This is a genomic window from Shewanella sp. 492, assembly GCF_059338445.1.
This window is the reverse complement of record NZ_CM181702.1, coordinates 498,014-516,194: the sequence shown is the minus strand read 5'-3', so window position 1 is coordinate 516,194 and position 18,181 is coordinate 498,014. Positions and strand designations below refer to the sequence as shown.

18 protein-coding genes are annotated in these 18,181 nt (G+C 45.5%); 2 read left to right on the top strand and 16 right to left on the bottom strand.

Annotation, left to right across the window (positions count from 1 at the left end):
- Positions 1–21: 21 nt before the first annotated feature.
- The 7 genes from rnr to zapE all read right to left on the bottom strand — a co-directional run bounded on the left by rnr (position 22) and on the right by zapE (position 7,270).
- The gene (gene rnr / locus AC5YBX_RS02375) at positions 22–2,487 is read right to left on the bottom strand and encodes a ribonuclease R (protein WP_494520133.1); all 2,466 of its coding nucleotides are present in this window, start codon (positions 2,485–2,487) and stop codon (positions 22–24) included.
- A gap of 43 nt (positions 2,488–2,530) precedes the next feature.
- Entirely contained in the window at positions 2,531–3,151 is a 621-nt protein-coding gene (locus tag AC5YBX_RS02370; RefSeq protein ID WP_475515760.1) for a tetratricopeptide repeat protein, read from the bottom strand.
- Between the two features lie 173 nt (positions 3,152–3,324).
- On the bottom strand, positions 3,325–4,620 hold the full coding sequence (locus tag AC5YBX_RS02365; RefSeq protein WP_475515759.1) for an adenylosuccinate synthase: 1,296 nt from the start codon (positions 4,618–4,620) through the stop codon (positions 3,325–3,327).
- Between the two features lie 66 nt (positions 4,621–4,686).
- The gene (locus AC5YBX_RS02360) at positions 4,687–4,875 is read right to left on the bottom strand and encodes a DUF2065 domain-containing protein (RefSeq protein ID WP_475515758.1); all 189 of its coding nucleotides are present in this window, start codon (positions 4,873–4,875) and stop codon (positions 4,687–4,689) included.
- 113 nt (positions 4,876–4,988) lie between these two features.
- Positions 4,989–5,381, bottom strand: a complete 393-nt coding sequence (gene rpsI, locus AC5YBX_RS02355; protein WP_028762637.1) for a 30S ribosomal protein S9 — start codon at positions 5,379–5,381, stop codon at positions 4,989–4,991.
- Between the two features lie 14 nt (positions 5,382–5,395).
- Positions 5,396–5,827 carry a 50S ribosomal protein L13 gene (gene rplM, locus AC5YBX_RS02350; protein WP_110455785.1) on the bottom strand — a complete coding sequence of 144 codons (432 nt, stop codon included), beginning with the start codon at positions 5,825–5,827 and terminating at the stop codon, positions 5,396–5,398.
- Positions 5,828–6,163: 336 nt separating this feature from the next.
- Positions 6,164–7,270 (bottom strand): cell division protein ZapE, encoded by a 1,107-nt coding sequence (zapE, locus tag AC5YBX_RS02345; RefSeq protein ID WP_494520135.1) that lies wholly within the window; start codon positions 7,268–7,270, stop codon positions 6,164–6,166.
- 562 nt (positions 7,271–7,832) lie between these two features.
- Between zapE and degQ the strand changes: the two genes are divergently transcribed.
- The gene (gene degQ, locus AC5YBX_RS02340) at positions 7,833–9,185 is read left to right on the top strand and encodes a Do family serine endopeptidase DegQ (RefSeq protein ID WP_475515756.1); all 1,353 of its coding nucleotides are present in this window, start codon (positions 7,833–7,835) and stop codon (positions 9,183–9,185) included.
- A gap of 150 nt (positions 9,186–9,335) precedes the next feature.
- Positions 9,336–10,406, top strand: coding sequence for an outer membrane-stress sensor serine endopeptidase DegS (gene degS, locus AC5YBX_RS02335; RefSeq protein WP_475515755.1), 1,071 nt, complete (start codon positions 9,336–9,338; stop codon positions 10,404–10,406).
- 191 nt (positions 10,407–10,597) lie between these two features.
- On the opposite strand, the gene AC5YBX_RS02330 is transcribed toward degS, so the two are convergent.
- The 9 genes from AC5YBX_RS02330 to mlaD form a co-directional block, all read right to left on the bottom strand.
- Complete coding sequence (locus tag AC5YBX_RS02330) at positions 10,598–10,762, bottom strand: hypothetical protein (RefSeq protein WP_494520136.1); 165 nt, start codon at positions 10,760–10,762, stop codon at positions 10,598–10,600.
- Between the two features lie 375 nt (positions 10,763–11,137).
- On the bottom strand, positions 11,138–12,814 hold the full coding sequence (locus AC5YBX_RS02325) for an Ig-like domain-containing protein (protein ID WP_494520137.1): 1,677 nt from the start codon (positions 12,812–12,814) through the stop codon (positions 11,138–11,140).
- A 194-nt stretch (positions 12,815–13,008) separates the two neighbouring features.
- Entirely contained in the window at positions 13,009–13,641 is a 633-nt protein-coding gene (locus tag AC5YBX_RS02320) for a winged helix-turn-helix domain-containing protein (protein WP_494520138.1), read from the bottom strand.
- Positions 13,638–15,038 carry a sensor histidine kinase gene (locus tag AC5YBX_RS02315; protein WP_494524299.1) on the bottom strand — a complete coding sequence of 467 codons (1,401 nt, stop codon included), beginning with the start codon at positions 15,036–15,038 and terminating at the stop codon, positions 13,638–13,640. Before AC5YBX_RS02315 ends, AC5YBX_RS02320 begins: the two co-directional genes overlap by 4 nt.
- 138 nt (positions 15,039–15,176) lie before the next feature.
- On the bottom strand, positions 15,177–16,436 hold the full coding sequence (gene murA, locus AC5YBX_RS02310) for a UDP-N-acetylglucosamine 1-carboxyvinyltransferase (RefSeq protein ID WP_494520140.1): 1,260 nt from the start codon (positions 16,434–16,436) through the stop codon (positions 15,177–15,179).
- Positions 16,437–16,445: 9 nt separating this feature from the next.
- Positions 16,446–16,703 carry a BolA family protein gene (locus AC5YBX_RS02305; RefSeq protein WP_110455780.1) on the bottom strand — a complete coding sequence of 86 codons (258 nt, stop codon included), beginning with the start codon at positions 16,701–16,703 and terminating at the stop codon, positions 16,446–16,448.
- 13 nt (positions 16,704–16,716) lie between these two features.
- Positions 16,717–17,010 carry an STAS domain-containing protein gene (locus tag AC5YBX_RS02300; protein WP_494520141.1) on the bottom strand — a complete coding sequence of 98 codons (294 nt, stop codon included), beginning with the start codon at positions 17,008–17,010 and terminating at the stop codon, positions 16,717–16,719.
- Positions 17,010–17,666 (bottom strand): MlaC/ttg2D family ABC transporter substrate-binding protein, encoded by a 657-nt coding sequence (locus tag AC5YBX_RS02295; RefSeq protein WP_494521673.1) that lies wholly within the window; start codon positions 17,664–17,666, stop codon positions 17,010–17,012. The genes AC5YBX_RS02300 and AC5YBX_RS02295 overlap by 1 nt, the downstream gene beginning before the upstream one ends.
- Before the next feature lie 8 nt (positions 17,667–17,674).
- The gene (mlaD, locus tag AC5YBX_RS02290; protein WP_494520142.1) at positions 17,675–18,148 is read right to left on the bottom strand and encodes an outer membrane lipid asymmetry maintenance protein MlaD; all 474 of its coding nucleotides are present in this window, start codon (positions 18,146–18,148) and stop codon (positions 17,675–17,677) included.
- Positions 18,149–18,181 lie beyond the last annotated feature (33 nt).

Here is an 18,181-nt window from a genome sequence, read left to right as displayed (position 1 = left end):
TTTCTCTTATTACTGCGCTTATTACTTAGTGACTTTACGCTTTACTGGCTTACGTTTTTTGGCGCCAGTTTTGGCTGCATCCGCTTTGGCTTTAGCTGCACCACCTTTAGCCCCATTGGTTTTACGCTTGGCGGGGGCTTTTGCGTCTGCCTTGGGATTACCGGCTGCGGTCTTAGCGCTACTGCGTCGAGGTTTGCGGGCCGTTTTATCGCCAGTCCCTTTACCTTGCTTAGCACCTTCAAGGTTAACCCGCTCACGGGCCGTCAGCGGGTTATTACTCTTACCTCGCCTTGGCGAGCGTCCCTCATCACCAACCATCACAAGATCGATTTGGCGATCATCAAGATTCACGCTGGCCACTTTAACCGTCACCGGATCGCCAATCTGATACACCTGACCAGAGGCTTCGCCCACAAGGCGTTGACGCATATTATCGTAATGATAATAGTCACCGCCTAGGCTAGAGATATGTACTAAACCATCGATAAACAAGTCACTTAGGCGTACAAACAGACCAAAGTGAGTCACCGAGGCGATCACAGCTTCAAAGGTATCCCCCACATGATCTCGCATAAACTCACATTTAAGCCAATCGCTGACATCTCGGGTGGCTTCATCGGCGCGGCGCTCAGTGGTTGAACACTCTTCGCCGAGCAGGTCTAACTCTTCAATCTGGTAATGGTAACCCCCATCTGGGGTCCATTTATCTTTGCCTTCACCTCGCTCCTTGGCTAATAGGTAGCGAATGACGCGATGTAAGATAAGGTCGGGATAGCGGCGAATGGGCGAAGTGAAGTGGGAATACTCCTCTAGTGCCAATCCAAAATGCCCTTGATTATCTGGGGTATAGGTAGCTTGGCGCATCGAGCGCAGCAACATTACCTGTATCAGTTCAGCATCGGGTCGGTCGGCAATCTGTTCCATTAAGGCTTGATAATCAGCCGGAGTCGGCTCTAACCCACCAGCCATGGTGAGTCCACGCTCTTTAAGGAAGTCCTTAAAATTAGTGAGTTTTTGCTCTGATGGCGCTTCATGCACTCGATATAGCACTTCACCTTTATGCTTTTGCACAAATTTAGCCGAGGCAACGTTAGCCAAAATCATACATTCTTCAATGATTTTATGGGCCTGGTTCCGATGACGCTGCTCAATACGCTCAATCTTACGATCGGCGTTAAACACAAACTGAGTCTCTGTAGTTTCAAAGGCAATAGCGCCGCGCTTAGCGCGGTTTTGCTCTAAGACCAGATACAAAGATTGCAGCGTCTGTAGATGCGGGAAGATAGGTTTGAGCTCATCGCTCACCTCACCACCTTCGAGCATATCGGCAACTTGGGTATAGGTTAAACGTGCGTGAGAGTGCATCACCGCTGGGTAAAACTTATAACCCGACAGTTTACCTGAGGCTGAGATAGTCATTTCTGCCACCATGCACAAGCGATCGACCCCTGGATTGAGTGAACACAGGCCGTTTGACAGCTTCTCTGGCAACATAGGGATCACTTGCGATGGGAAGTAAACCGAGTTACCTCGTGCACGCGCCTCTTGATCCAGCGCCGATTCGGTGCGCACATAATGACTCACATCGGCAATGGCAACCCATAAGCGCCAGCCACCGCTTTTTTTAGTTTCGGCATAAACGGCATCATCGAAATCGCGTGCATCTTCACCGTCAATGGTCACCAAAGGCAGCTTACGCAGGTCGACACGACCTTGCTTTTCCTCTTCGGTTACCTCATCGGGGATCTTGCGCAGTTTCTTTTCGATAGCGCTCGACCAAGTGTGGGGAAGATCGTAATTACGTAATGCAATTTCTATCTCCATACCGGGTGCCATCTCTTTGCCTAACACTTCAACCACTTTACCGGCAGCCTTGATATGGCGGCCTGGACGACGGGTTAATTCGACTACTACCACATCGCCTTGACGGGCGCCGTTGCGATCTTCGTTAGGGATTAAAATCTCTTGGGTGATACGTTTGTCATCGGCGATGACAAAGGCCATGCCTGAGTCGATATGAAAACGGCCCACCAATGGGGCGGTGCGCTGATGAGTTAGGCGCACAATACGTGCTTCGCCGCGCCCTTTTCTATCGACGCCAGCTTTTTGAGCTAAAACCTTATCACCGTGAAAATACATCAACATGTCACGGTTATTGATATAAAGGTCATCACCCCCTTCGTCGAGCTTTAAAAAGCCAAAACCATCGCGGTGGCCAATCACAGTGCCACTGAGTAGGTCCATGCGCTCAGGTAAGCCATAGGCTTGCCCGCGCGTAAAGACTAGCTCACCATCACGTTCCATCGCGCGTAGACGACGACGCAATGCTTCTAATTGCTCTTCATCAACAATGTTGAGTGCATCTGCAATTTTTTCGCGATTGAGGGGTGATTTTTGTGAGCGCAAGTATTCTAAAATATACTCACGGCTGGGGATGGGGTTGTCGTACTTCTGTTGTTCACGCTTTAAATGCGGATCGTTGATCATTCAATATCCAAAATGTCAGCCCATGCTTAATTGCTTGGGGCAATTACCGGGATCTCAGATGCTCCTGCTTTGCCCTCTTAACTGCACTGGCGGGCATTTTTGCTTCTAGCACCATCAATAATTGTAAGGCTTGTTGTTTCATCGCCTCATCACTAAATACATCATTGTATAGCCAATGATAACCCATTTCGTAATCTCGTGGGCTACCATAGCCTTCGCCAAACAACCTCACTAACATCATACGTGCAGGAAGATCGCCACTGGCGGCAGCGGGCAGTGTGTATTGCACTGCACGCTCTCTATCTTGGATGACAAACTTACCATCTCGGTAATATTCGGCAATCCTAACCATGGCTTCGGCGCTACCTTGTTCGGCGGCATCGCGAAGCAATGAAATACCCCTTGGCGGATTGGCGGTCACGCAAATCCCATAATTGAGCATTTCAGCCCAAAGGTACTGATACAGCGGTTGTTTCAGCACTTCGGCACGGGCCTCAATATCTTGCAGTAACTGGCAGTCGTCACTGGTGACTCGAGTGAGATACGATTTATCTCGTATCATATCAATCAATTGTTCTTGGCTGTAAACTTCAACAGCCTCGGTATCTGCGTAGCTGGTTAAAGATAAGGAACTCAAAATAATAAAGAATACCAATCGTAGCATAACAAAATTCTCTATATCGATTTCGCGCCCTGTATCACCTGTAGGAACACAGTCATTGGGCAGTATAACTTATCTTATCGGCAGCTGGGCATATACCTTAATAACGCTCGTCTATCTATAGCCGTTTCTTTTGCCTGACTCAATAAAAAGGCCGCTTAACGCGGCCCTTATGATTAACTAAACGGATTCACCAGAATCATGGTCTCGTTTCTATCGGGACCCGTTGAGATAATATCGACTGGCGTTTCCAGCAACTCTTCAAGACGCTTAATGTAGTTCAATGCCGCTTGTGGCAATTGATCAACAGAAGTGGCGCCGAAAGTAGTTTCACTCCAACCAGGCATGGTTTCGAGTACAGGTGTTACCTGCTCGTAACCTTCAGCCGCTAACGGAGTCGTAGTTGCTACAGTACCGTCTGGGTATTGATAGCCAACACAGATCTTAACTTCTTCTAGGCCGTCTAAAACGTCTAGTTTAGTTAAGCAGAAACCGCTAACACTGTTGATTTGAACGGCGCGCTTCATTGCGACAACGTCTAACCAACCTGGACGACGCTTACGACCAGTAGTGGCACCGAACTCGTGACCCTTAGTACCTAAGTAGTCGCCGATTTCGTTTTTCAATTCTGTTGGGAAAGGACCTGCACCAACACGAGTGGTGTATGCCTTCATGATACCCAAAACGTAATCTAGATGACGTGGACCAAATCCTGAACCCGTTGCAACACCACCGGCGGTAGTATTAGAAGAGGTTACGAACGGATAAGTACCATGGTCAATATCTAATAACGTGCCCTGAGCACCTTCAAATAGAATTGGTTCGCCAGCTTTGCGTGCCTGATCAAGCAGCTCAGATACGTCTGTACACATGCTCTTCAAGTAATCAGCAATGGCTAGAGCATCTTTCAATGTCTCTTCGTAATCAACTGCTTCACACTTGTAGTATTCGGTCAGCATGAAGTTATGGTAAGCCATAACTTCTTTTAGTTTAACGGCAAACAATTCTGCATCAAACAGATCACCTACACGTAAACCGCGACGAGAAACTTTGTCTTCGTATGCTGGACCAATGCCACGACCCGTAGTACCAATAGCATTGTTGCCACGCGCTTTTTCGCGAGCGACATCTAACGCACAATGGAATGGAAGGATCAAAGGACACGCTTCAGAGATAAGTAGACGTTCCTCTACAGGTACGCCACGCTCTTTAAGCATGTTGATCTCAGTCATCAGAGCGTCTGGTGCTAGCACCACGCCATTACCAATAATGCATTTCACATTATCGCGTAAAATTCCTGATGGAATAAGATGAAGAACGGTTTTGTCACCATCGATAACCAGTGTGTGACCCGCATTGTGGCCACCTTGGTAACGAACGACATATTTGGCCTGTTCGGTAAGTAGATCGACTATCTTACCCTTTCCTTCGTCACCCCATTGGGTGCCGAGAACTACGACGTTTTTGCCCATTATTTGCTGCAAGGTAGTGGTTAAAACGGGATTTTAGCAGATCTTAGGGGGGAAGTGGCAAGTAATTTATGAAAAAATAATCAATATGATCACCCCTGCAGTGACTAAACTACCGCCCAGCCTCTGAAGAAGACTTTGATTTTGATTGGAAATGTCTTGTAAGTAAGCACGCCAACGATTAGGGAATAATAAAGGTCCAATACCTTCGATAACCAGCACTAAACCGAGCGCAAGCATGATTAATTGCAGTGACATAAACAGCGTTCCTTAAATAGGACAATGAAATAATCTCAATCCTAAAAATAGCAGAATTTAGTTATAAAAAAACCCAGCGTAATGCTGGGTTTTTGAATTTTCGAAGCGAAATATTAACGCTTAGAGAATTGTGGCTTACGACGTGCTTTACGTAGACCCACTTTCTTACGCTCAACTTTACGAGCATCACGGGTAACGAAACCAGCAGCGCGTAGAGATGGACGTAGAGCTTCATCAAGTTCCATCAGTGCACGAGTGATACCGTGACGGATTGCACCTGCTTGGCCAGTGGTTCCACCGCCTTTAACAGTTACATAGATGTCTAGCTTGTCAGTCATTTCAACTAGCTCTAGAGGTTGACGAACAACCATACGAGCAGTTTCACGACCAAAGTATTCGTCAAGTGGACGTTGGTTCACGACGATGTTACCACTACCTGCTTTAGCGAATACGCGAGCAGTAGATGTTTTGCGACGGCCAGTGCCGTAGTACTGAGTTGCAGCCATTTGCTTAATCCTGTTTAGATATCAAGAACTTGAGGTTGTTGTGCAGCGTGGTTATGTTCTGTACCAGCGTAAACTTTAAGTTTACGGAACATGGCACGTCCTAAAGGACCTTTAGGTAACATACCCTTCACTGCTTTCTCGATGATCATTTCAGGCTTATGATCTTGCAGCTTTTCAAAGGTGATCTGCTTGATGCCACCGATGAAACCAGAGTGCGAGTAGTACACTTTGCCTTTCGCTTTATTACCAGTAACAGTAACTTTCTCAGCGTTGATAACGATGATGTAATCGCCAGTGTCAACGTGCGGTGTATACTCTGGCTTGTGCTTACCACGTAAACGGGTAGCAATTTCAGTAGCGATACGACCTAAAGTTTTACCTTCAGCGTCAACAACATACCAGTCGCGAGTAACGGTTTCTGGTGTAGCAGTAAAAGTAGTCTTCATTTACAAAAACCCAATGTTAAAATTCTGTCTCACATGCCGTCATTCATTATTAAATAACAACACAAAAAGTGCCATTCCCCGCCCCTTCGAGCAAAGAATAAGGCTTTACAACTTCCACCGTATAGATGGAGTAACGAGGGCAGGTCGCGAATTATAGACAAAGCTGAGTTAAAAATCATCTAATTTTTTAGCTAATTTAAATGATTTACCCCGCGTTACGCTAATCGTACTTGGGTAACAGAATAAATTAATCGTGATTTTGATTACTTCAGCAGTTAACGCGCCAATCATGGCGCGTAACTCATTGGGATAATCAACGTTTATAAACCGATATCTTTAAGGGAGGTGTTCCAATGCTAAATAATCATGGGATTGCATTTCAATAAGGCGTGAGCGGCAGCGCCTAAATTCAAATGAGAGTAACCCCTCAGTATAGATCTGCTCCAGCTCAACTTCAGCCGAGATAATCAATTTAACGTTGCGCTCATAAAACTCATCAACCATGGCGAGGAAGCGCCGAGCAATATCATCGCCTGTCGTATTGCTCCCCATCTGCTCGACTCCGCTGAGCAATACCGTATGATAAAGGCACGCCAACTCCATATAATCGCGCTGGCTACGGGGACCATCACACAGGTCTCGAAAGTTGATGAGCAGCACACCTTGCGCTTGCTGACGTATGGTGATTTCGCGGCCATCGATATCAATTGGCGCGTAAGATATTTCTGACTCTGGCGCTAACTGAGCAAAATAACTCAGCAAATTTTTATCGGCCTGTGGATCAAGAGGATAGTGGTATATTTCGGCTTGCTCTAAAGTGCGCAAACGGTAATCGATGCCACTATCAACATTTAAAATTTCACAATGTTTATTAATCAAGGCTATCGCCGGTAAGAAACGGGCACGCTGCAGTCCATTTCGGTACAACTCATCGGGAATAATATTAGAGGTAGCAACTAATACCACCCCTTCAGCGAAGAGGGCTTCAAATAGCGTGCCGAGCAGCATAGCATCGGTAATATCCGAGACAAAAAACTCATCAAAACAGATCACCTGATAACGTTCGGCCATCCGCTTAGCAATCACCAATAAGGGATCTCGCTGACCTTTTAGCCCATCTAAATCCAAATGAATTTGGTGCATGAAACGATGAAAATGGGCACGCAACTTTTTATCACCCGGCAAGGCATCATAAAAGGTGTCCATCAAATAGGTTTTACCACGTCCCACGCCGCCCCAAAGGTATAAGCCTTTCACTTGGGAAGTCGATTTACCCATAAAGCCAAATAATTTTGCCAATCCTTTAGGGGGCTGCTGGCTTACTATAAGTTCATCATAGACACGTTGCAGCGACTTAACCGCTTGTTCTTGCGCGGGATCATGGGAGAAATCTGTTCGCTGTAAATCTTGCTGGTAATGTTCCCAGGGAGTGAGATGTGACACGTGAAATATTCTCTTCTATCCTTAAATCAACGAGGCGATGTTAGCACGAGCAATGCTAAATCTCATAAATATCTACTTAATTCCATCTAACTAACATCAACCATCACACCAACCTAACTCACTGATTAGGTGAATTAAACCATTAAAATACGTTCATTTAGACTTAAGTCGCATACGCTGTACGATAGTCGAAAATAACAACTACACTAGAACGGCTATACGCTTAACAAGTGGCACTTGTACATATCATAAAAACATTGAGGGATGACTCAACGGCATGGATTCAGCACTTTTAAGTAAGCGTACCTAAGTCATACCACTCAGACAAAAGACGGCAAAACAGCGCCACGAAATGCTCGCCATAAGCGCAATACAACCATTAACAAGGCACTGAATAAATGACAAAAAAATTAACCTTTGTTAATCAAGCTGAACTTTGCGTAAACGAGTACGGTCGGAGTGAATAACAGATTTAAGATTAATGACTTGATATGAGGTAAATCAACCTTATATCTATGATTATCATAAGTCCATTATCCCAACTATTGGAGTCATGACATAAATGAAAACAAAATTATCACTACTATCAGCAGCGTTACTAGGTGCTAGCCTCATGGTGATGCCTGCCGTCTCTCAGGCAGCGATTCCATTAGCGGTGGGTGGTCAAGAACTCCCAAGCTTAGCCCCTATGTTAGAAAAAACTACCCCTGCGGTGGTCGCCGTAGCAGTATCAGGAACCCACGTATCTAAGCAACGACTGCCCGACGCGTTCCGTTATTTCTTTGGGCCAAATGCCCCACGCGAACAGGTACAAGAACGCCCCTTTAAAGGCTTAGGTTCAGGGGTGATTATCGATGCCGACAAAGGTTATATTGTCACCAATAACCACGTGATCGATGGCGCAGATGAGATCTTAATCGGTTTGCATGACGGCCGTGAAATAGAAGCTAAATTAATCGGTGCAGATGCTGAATCCGATATTGCTCTATTACAAATTAAAGCCAAAAATCTAGTGGCATTAAAGCGTGCCGACTCTGATGAACTAAGGGTGGGTGACTTTGCAGTGGCCATTGGTAACCCCTTTGGTCTGGGGCAAACTGTCACTTCAGGTATTGTCAGTGCTATGGGCCGCTCAGGGCTGGGGATTGAGATGCTAGAAAACTTCATTCAAACCGATGCGGCCATTAACAGCGGGAATTCGGGAGGAGCCCTAGTCAACCTTAATGGCGAACTTATCGGTATCAATACTGCGATTGTGGCCCCAGGCGGCGGTAACGTAGGTATTGGCTTTGCGATCCCAGCCAACATGGTCAATAACCTCGTTGAGCAGATCATTGAACATGGCGAAGTGCGTCGCGGTGTACTTGGTGTCAGTGGACGCGATCTCGATAAAGCCCTAGCCGAAGGTTTTGGCTTAGAAACCCAACATGGTGGTTTTGTTAACGAGGTGATGCCTGATAGCGCCGCCGATAAAGCGGGTATCAAAGCTGGTGATATTATCATTAGCGTTAACGATAAGCCCATTAAGTCGTTCCAAGAATTACGCGCCAAAGTGGCCACCATGGGGGCGGGTGCAACGGTAAAATTAGGACTGATCCGTGATGGCGATAAAGAAACCGTAACCGCCACCTTGGGTGAGGCAAATCAAGCCAGCGAAACCGCAGCGGGAGCCGTACACCCAATGCTAGCCGGTGCAACACTTGAAAATGTTAAGAGAGGTGTTGAGATCACCGAAATAGCTCAAGGCTCTCCAGCTGCAGCCAGTGGTTTGCTCAAAGGCGATATTATTGTAGGTATAAACCGTACCCGAATAGATAATCTTAAAGCCCTTAAAGCTGAGCTCAAAGATTCCACGGGTGTGGTGGCACTGAAAATATTGCGTGACGGCAATAGTCTCTATCTCGTCCTACGTTAAATGCTCTCCCAACAAGGAGGCGATAATCCCATTATCGCCTCCTTGTTTTTTTTACTCGGCTTATGTTGCTGCAATAACCTGACATAGCTAATAGTGCACTATAAATAAACATGTTAATCTTACTCAACTTTTTTCCTAATTCATTCAATAATGACTCTTAAAGACACTGCGATATATGTTGGCAAAGCTGTATTTTTTGGGCTGATCATGGCTGGCGTCTTTTTGACCCTTACCCCACTACTGACAGGGCAACACTCGAGTAATAACTTGTTTCAGTCCCGCGGTAAGCAAGGAATTGAGTTGTCATTTTCACATGCGGTTCGTCGGGCTGCCCCCGCGGTAGTGAACATCTACAGCCTGAGCATAGACCAAAATCAACCATTAAACTCTGGAGCACTGCAAGGGCTGGGCTCTGGGGTTATCATGAGTAAAGCGGGCTACATACTGACCAACTACCATGTGATTAAAAAAGCCGATGAAATCGTGGTCGCTTTGCAAGATGGTCGCAAGTTTACCTCTGAAGTGGTGGGATCTGATCCTGTAACCGATTTGGCAGTCTTAAAAATCGAAGGTGACAGCCTGCCAATCGTCCCAATTAACCTTGAGATCCCGGCACAAGTGGGTGATGTGGTGTTAGCCATAGGTAATCCGTACAACTTAGGCCAAACCATTACACAAGGGATCATCAGTGCTACTGGGCGCAATGGCCTCAGCTCGCGTTACCTCGATTTTTTACAAACAGATGCTGCCATCAATGCAGGGAACTCTGGCGGGGCACTTATCGACACCAGCGGTCAACTGATTGGCATTAATACGGCCGCATTTCAGGTGGGTGGTGAAGGTGGTGGACATGGGATTAACTTCGCGATCCCCATTAAATTAGCCCACAGCATTATGGGTAAACTGATAAAAGATGGTCGGGTGATCCGTGGCGCATTAGGTATTACAGGCGAGCCTATTAACCCTGTGATGGCACAAATTCTTAATCTGCCCGATCTCACAGGGGTATTGATAACCGATATTGATCGCCAAGGCCCTGCAGCCTTTGCCAAGCTCAGACCCAGTGATGTGATCACCAAGTTTAACGATGAAGTGGTGCCTGGCGTTGAGATGCTGATGGACAGAATTGCAGAAACCCCACCAGGTACTAAAGTCACCATGACCATCATACGTAATGGTCAATACTTTGATGTGCCCGTGACAATAGGTGAAAGCATTTAGGAAACTGTGTTCGGTTACGTAAAACCTAGCCCACCATGGTTTTATCACCCTTAATGAACAATTAAAGTCAGCAATTGCTGGCCTTAATTATGCTTATGAACAAAGTAACTCTAACGTCTTACATAAGCTAGATTTTGGTTAAACAGCGGGCCCAGTTTACTGGGACTGGCATCGCGCTAAAAGTGACAGCACTACTTCTTTTGTTCGCGATTAAATAGGTGCAACCAAAAAGCACATTCGAGCAGCACGCCAGCCACCAAAAAGAGCAATGCACCTAGATGCAAGCCAATAACATAGCAGCCCAATGCCGTTAGCAGTAACACAATTAATATCACTATCCTTTTGCCGTGCTCCATATACTCTCCTTAGCATAATGAATCTGCCTTCTTACCATTAGGCCACAAATGTCTTATTTTCGAGCCATTGCTAACGATAGCATAATGAAAACAAGTTCTTTATTCATCTGTTCCTATTACCACATAATTGATGTGTGACCACACCTGACCCCATGAAAATAGATATTTATAATCAATGAGTTAAGTTATTAAAACCGCTAAAAACTCGAACACATATCTTTGTCTTGTCCGCATTACGCGAGCCTATAGCGAATCCTGATAAATCCACTGTTTACGATATTATCAATATTGCTAAAACTAAAAGACCATCTCAAATAATTTAGGAGATGGTCTTTTCTAAGCACTTAAAGTGAGTTTTACACTCTAACCCTTATATTACTGATGAATCTTAGGCAATACTGCGGCTTTATCCGTGTAGTCTCCGTGACAGTTACCACAAGTAAACTTAGCTGTGCCCCAAGGCATTTGGAACTTACCATCATCGGTAAACTGCTTAGCATCTGGTGAAAGATCTAGGGTAAAGAGGTGAGACTTGATATCACCAAATACCACATCAGAGGTCCCCATCTTAGGCGCTGTCGTTACCGCACTCTTAGCCAGCTTGGGCATATGACAATCGGTACACTCAGCCATCACACCATGCCCAATTGAACCACCGCCATCAGTGAACGCCATAGTGTGACAGTCAGTACACGCTTTCACCGCATTCATGTGTAGACCATCGCTACTATCTTGGTTTTTGGTCGACTTATGCGAATCGTGACAAGTAGTACACGTCATACTGCTCTTAGGACCAATTTCATCACCCGCTTTATAAGTGCCGTGATCTTCAGGAACAACTCCTAACAGCTCATCAGCGGTTTGGTGATGCTGCGCAAGGCCACCTTTAGCGACAATACGACCACCCACTTTCGCACCGTTAGGAAATGCTTCATTGTACTTGCTCACAAATGATGGATAATCTTTCTCGCCATCTCGGGTATGACACTCGGCACAGGTTACCGCTTTACCATAACCCATATCATCGGCAAGGAAATCTTCCGTAGTACGCGCAATCGCTATCTTGGTAATATTGTCTGTAGATGGGGCCTTAACGTGGAAGCTACCTGCACCATGGCAAGATTCACACTGGATCCCTTGCTCAGCAAACGTGCCATTCATGCCCGCCAAATTATCTTGACGATCAGGATTACGATCATCGCCCCCCGCCACATCTGTGGTGCGCTTCCAACCTGTAGTATGACAATTACCACAGCTGTACTTGTAGTTAAACTCGGTCGCTTTATAGTCTCCCATCACGTTCGCATCGGCAGGATGATTATCAGGAATATTGAGTTCGCCTTTACCGTTACGGATGTTGTATTGCACATCCTTACCCGTAACTATATAGCCATCTTTATCTAACCAACGCATCTTCCAATGGTAGCCACCAACAACATAACTCACATCGGCATAGCTAGTTGGGGCACCTAAATCATTATTTGGCGTAGCATCAACCAATAAGTCGATGGCACCAGTAATGGTTGTCTCAGGTGTATACGGGAAGCTTGGCTGTTCACCAGCACTGATTTTTTGGATTTTGAAGTTGTGGCCAGTCTTAGAAAACGATGCATGCTGATCACTATGACACCCTGCACAAGCCGCAGAGCCCACATAGGACAAGACTTCAGGCTCTGGTGTAACAGCAGCCTCGACAGTCACAGTGACTTCACCAATCGCTTCATCGGTACCATCTGTAATCGTATAAGCAAACTTCACTTCGCCAGCCGATGCTCCTGCGGTAAAATTAACTTTCCCCTCTTTTATCACGGCATTCGTTGAATCAACAGATACAAGCGTTAAGGTGTCACCATCGACATCGGTATCATTGACTAACACGTCAATGATAACCATTTCAGACACGGTCACTTTAGCCGTATCAGCAACGGCTACCGGCGGATTATTCTCTTCGATTGGTGGAATAATAGTGTCGTCATTATCGCTACCACACGCCACTAGCATAGAAACCATACTAGCGAGCAGTAGCTTTTTACATGGAATTTGATTACTCATTTTGTTCATCCTCTCGTGGCTTATGACAATCACCAACTTGCAGGGAGGGCGATTGATATGTCTCTTTGGACATACTCACAGTATTTGCGCTTTACCACTTAAGGGATAGATGAGGCGATTTCACAACAACGCTGAGTCTGTTAACTTTAATTATCATATCCAATTAAAAGCAAACAAAATCAATTACTTAAAATCTATGACAGGTTATGATTTTGCAGTACAAACTGACCAGTTGTTGTCAGGATGTAGATCTTGCTCTCATTTTGTTGCACCAACCCCGCTTTTTTTAATTGGCGTAAATGAAAATTAAACTTAGTATGGTCAGAAGCATCAACTAAACGGTAAAGATCCATAAATTTTAACTGTTTATGCGTGCCGAGTTGTTTAAGGGTTTGCCGCCGTAAAGGGTTAGCAAGCGCAGCATAAACACTATCGGGATCGATATCAGATGCGGATTTTAACAGCTGCTTTTCTGCAATACTGCGTTTGATGGTCATCAACAGCTCGCCAGCATTAAAAGGCTTGGTCATCACACTATCGGCCCCTTTCTTCATCGCATCAACAGCTGTATCTACGGTCGCATAAGCAGTAATGACGACTATCGCTAAAAATGGATTCAATTGACGTAAGTTAGATATCGCCTCGACCCCTGTCATGCCTGGCATCAATAGATCCATTAAGGCAATATCGAAAATATCGCGCTCACAAGCCGCTATGGCTGCCTCAGCGCAATCAACCGCAGTCACCTGATGGCCTTCAAGCTCTAATATCTCCACCATATTGATACGCAGATCGGCATCATCTTCTGCAATTAAAATATGACTCATGATGTTTCCTCATCAGTGCGAAAATGAATATCGATTAGTGTACCTTCCCCTAGCGCACTCTGTATTGTCATCTCACCATGGTGAGCACGAACAATGGCATCACAGATGGCCAACCCCAGTCCTGTACCCTGACCTATTGCTTTGGTTGAAAAAAATAGTTCGGTAGCCCGATTCACGACTTCTGTATCCATACCGTGACCAAAATCTTGTACCGATAAACAGATACCATCCTGAAGCTTTTTAATCGTCAGTAGGATCATCCCTCTCGGCTCACTCGCATCCATCGCATTTGACAGCAAGTTTATCAATAACTCTTCCAGCTTAATCTTCTGTCCACTCATTTGGATATCTTGCTCACATTCAACGGTAATTTGAAAATCCCGCCGTTTATGTGACAACAACCTTATCGCCGCTTGCGCAACCCTAGCGAGGTTAACGGACGAAAATGACTCCGAACGAGGCCGAGCATAGGCAAGTAACTCTTTACTTATGTCGGCAGCGCGACTAATACCCATTCTGACTCGATTAACATACTCCTGCTGCGCACTATCGGTTATGGGGTATTTTCGCTCTAACAACTCAAGGGCTAATGAAGATGATGCCAATGGATTATTGATCTCATGGGCGACCCCCGTAGCCAGCCGGCCAATGGCTTTAAATTTGTCAGCCTCTATCGCACGCTTTAGTTTTGCTTCAGTCTGCATCTCTCTTTCAATATCAAATACCTTTAAAGCCTTAAACAGGGTAAACAAAATCAGGCCTCCCGCTAATGTTCGCAACACCGGAACCCCAACGTGCAGCTCGGTTGCCACCAATCCAGCCATGATGCCGTAAATCCATAAACCTAACCCTGTGGCAATAAAATAGTGCCCGTATTTATGCTTGGCTTTCATTAAGCTATAACCATAAATCGCGATGCCACAGCCAGCTAGAAACGCACTGCCAAACCCTAGTAACAATCGCGTGAAGTGGGCAGCCTCCCGAAACAGATACTCAGACAGGCTGAAGATACTAGAAAAATATGCCACGACCATAAAATAGACCGCTAAGATAGCGATGATCAGCCCCCGCCCAACTTTGGCAAAAGCGTTAGGCACGATACCAAACAACAACCAGGCAAAAATCATTAAACTGGCAAATGATAGTGCCAATTTAAGCAATCGCAGCCACTCGACTAATACTTGATATTGAGGCTGAATATCCGCTTCAAACAGAATCACATACAGTTCAGACCATTCATGAAAAGCATGAGAAAAACCAAATAACGCCAGTGCCCATAGGGTGGGCGAAATAGATAACTGGCTATACTTAAAGTTTCTAAATAACACCACGCAGCCGATGGAAAAGAATACCAAGCCGTAAAAGAGATAGATGTTAAAAATGATAAAAGTCGACATCTGCTCACAATAACAGCTATCAACCAAGGCAAAAGTGAGCTCATAAGCAATTTATGAACATAGAATAGGATATATAAAAAAGCCACCGAGCTATCGGTGGCTTTTTAACTTATATAAACGAGTCGCTAGACAAGTGGGTTAACTCACTCTCACCACTTCGCCACCGAGGCCTTTAAACTTATCTTCGATATGCTCATAGCCTCTATCTAAATGATAGATACGGTCAACTGTAGTGATGCCATCGGCAACTAAACCGGCAATCACCAAGCTTGCAGAGGCGCGTAGATCGGTTGCCATCACTTGAGCACCATTAAGCTTTTCAATACCTTGAATAATACAAGTATTACCTTCTAGCTCCATCGTCGCCCCCATACGGATAAGCTCAGGAACATGCATGAAGCGATTTTCAAAAATCGTTTCGGTAATGGTCGCGGTACCATCGGCTAAGGCGTTAAGCACGCAAAACTGCGCTTGCATGTCGGTAGGAAAGCCAGGGTAAGGCATGGTCTTGATATTGACCGCCTTTGGACGTTTACCTTGCATATCGAGCTCAATCCAATCATCACCGGTGGTGATCTGCGCGCCGGCATCTTCGAGTTTGGCAAGCACAGATTCTAATGTTGAAGGATCGGCAGCAGTGCAGCGGATTTTACCGCGCGTGACAGCAGCCGCAACCAAGAAACTGCCGGTTTCGATACGATCAGGCATAACCCGATAGTGACAACCATTTAATTTTTCAACGCCTTGAATACGAATAGTATCAGTACCCGCACCGCTGATCTTAGCGCCCATAGCAATTAAACAATTAGCTAAATCAATAACCTCCGGCTCACGCGCCGCATTCTCAATCACAGTTTCGCCATCGGCAAGCGCTGCAGCCATGATTAAGTTTTCGGTGGCACCAACGCTGATCATATCCATAAAGATATGTGCGCCTTTTAAGCGGCCATCGACACGCGCCTTGATGTAGCCTTCTTTCACCTCAATTTTAGCGCCCATCTGTTCTAAACCATGCAGATGCAAGTTAACTGGACGTGCGCCAATAGCGCAACCGCCAGGCAATGACACATCGGCGGTACCATAACGGGCCAATAATGGGCCTAAAATCAGAATAGACGCCCGCATGGTTTTCACCAATTCATAGGGCGCGCAAAACTCATTAAGGTGGGTGGTAGAGATGGTGATTTCGCCACTGTCGGCCCGCTTAACATCAGCTCCTAAGCAACGTAATAGTTCGCAGCTGGTATTAACGTCTCTGAGGTTAGGCACATTGCTGACGACAAAATCTGTGTGGGCTAACACACCCGCCATCAAAATAGGCAGCGCGGCGTTTTTTGCACCAGAAATAACAACTTCACCGGCCAATGCACCACTGGCCTGAATTTTTAGTTTATCCACAATGACTCTCTACGCTGGCATGTTGAAGATTTTTTCACGCTTCCATTGCGTTGGAGTAAATGCATTTATCGTGATGGCGTGCAATGCACCGCTAGTCACTTGCTCCATCAAAGGGGCATAAATCATCTGCTGCTGTTTCACTCGGCTAGCGCCATCGAAACACTCACCCACGGCAACAATTTTATAATGGGTGCCATCTTGAGTCACGTGTACTTCTTCTAGAGATAGCGCTTCAGTCAGAAGCTGCTCAATCGCTTTACATTCCATGAACGGGTAACCTTTAATTGGCTTCTTCGACGAAGAAGTCTTGTAAATCATATAAATCAATCAATTTTTGTAATTGCAGCGGTGCCTGGCTCAAAATCAATGAGCCACCGTCTTGACGCTGTTGTGCCATCAATTGCAGCAGTAATGCCACCCCTGCCGTATCGGCGCTGGTGATGCCTGATAAATCGAGCCGTGACACATCTGAAGTGAGTAACTGCTCAACTTCAGGCCAGAGTGCAATCACTGCTTGCTTGGACAACTCGCCGCAAACCGAGCAAGTACTGCCTTCGCAGTTAAACGTCAGCATTACAGCTTAGTCTCCAATTTGCCTAAGCTAATTTGGTTATTGGTGTGTGTCAGTAACTCTTCAATCACCGAATCGATACCATTTTGGCGGATCAAATTAGAAATTTCAGCACTCTTTGAAGAGAGTAAGCTCACCCCTTCAGCCACCAAATCAAACGCTTTCCAGCTATCATCTTTAAGGCGGCGCACTCTAAACTGCAGCTTAATAGGTGGACGGCCTTGTTCGATAATCTGTACGTTAACATCAACCATTTTTTCGTCAGCAAAACTTTTTGCTGGGGCAAATTCCACTTTCTGGTTGGTGTACTCGGTAAATGCTTGAGCATAGGTGGCAATTAAATAGGTCTTAAAAGCCTCGGCAAAACGATCGCGCTGATCGGGTGTACTCTGGCGTAAATAGGAGCCCATTACCTTGTATGCGGCATATTTGTAATCGACATAAGGCATCAACTCATCAGAGACTATCACCTTAAGGTGGTCAGGATTGGTCTTAATTATGTCAATATCCTGATGAAAGCGGGCAAAAGTCTTATTGGCTACCGATTCAACCATGGCATAAGGATTTTGAATATTCACCTCTGGGTCGGCAGCATAGCTGACAGAGCTAACTAAATACGCCATGCAGGCAAAGATGACTTTGCATAACTGTTTCATAATGATCCCTATTAATTGTCTTTCGATTTAACACTATATAAAAACTGGCCGATCAGATCTTCGAGCACTAACGCGGAATGGGTATCGTCGATATAGTCACCCTCTTGCAGCATGCCAATATCGTCCATGACAAACCCAGGTGTAAGCCCTAAAAACTGCTCACCTAATAAACCTGACGTTAAAATCGACAGACTACTGGTTTCTGGAAACTGCTCATACTGCTTATCCATCGCCAATTCAACTACGGCAACCAGCTCTGTTGGATCTAAGCTGATTTGAGTCACTCGCCCTACTACAACCCCACCGACTTTAACTGGTGAGCGCACTTTAAGGCCACCAATGTTGGTGAATTTAGCATACAGGGTGTAATGGCTTTGACCCGGCTTAACCTCGACGTTAGCGACATTAAACACCAACACTAAAAACGCCATCAAACCAGACAGAATAAACACGCCCACTAATAATTCAATTTTTCGAGTCAACATACTCTGATTACCACTCAATTCTTTAGATACCAC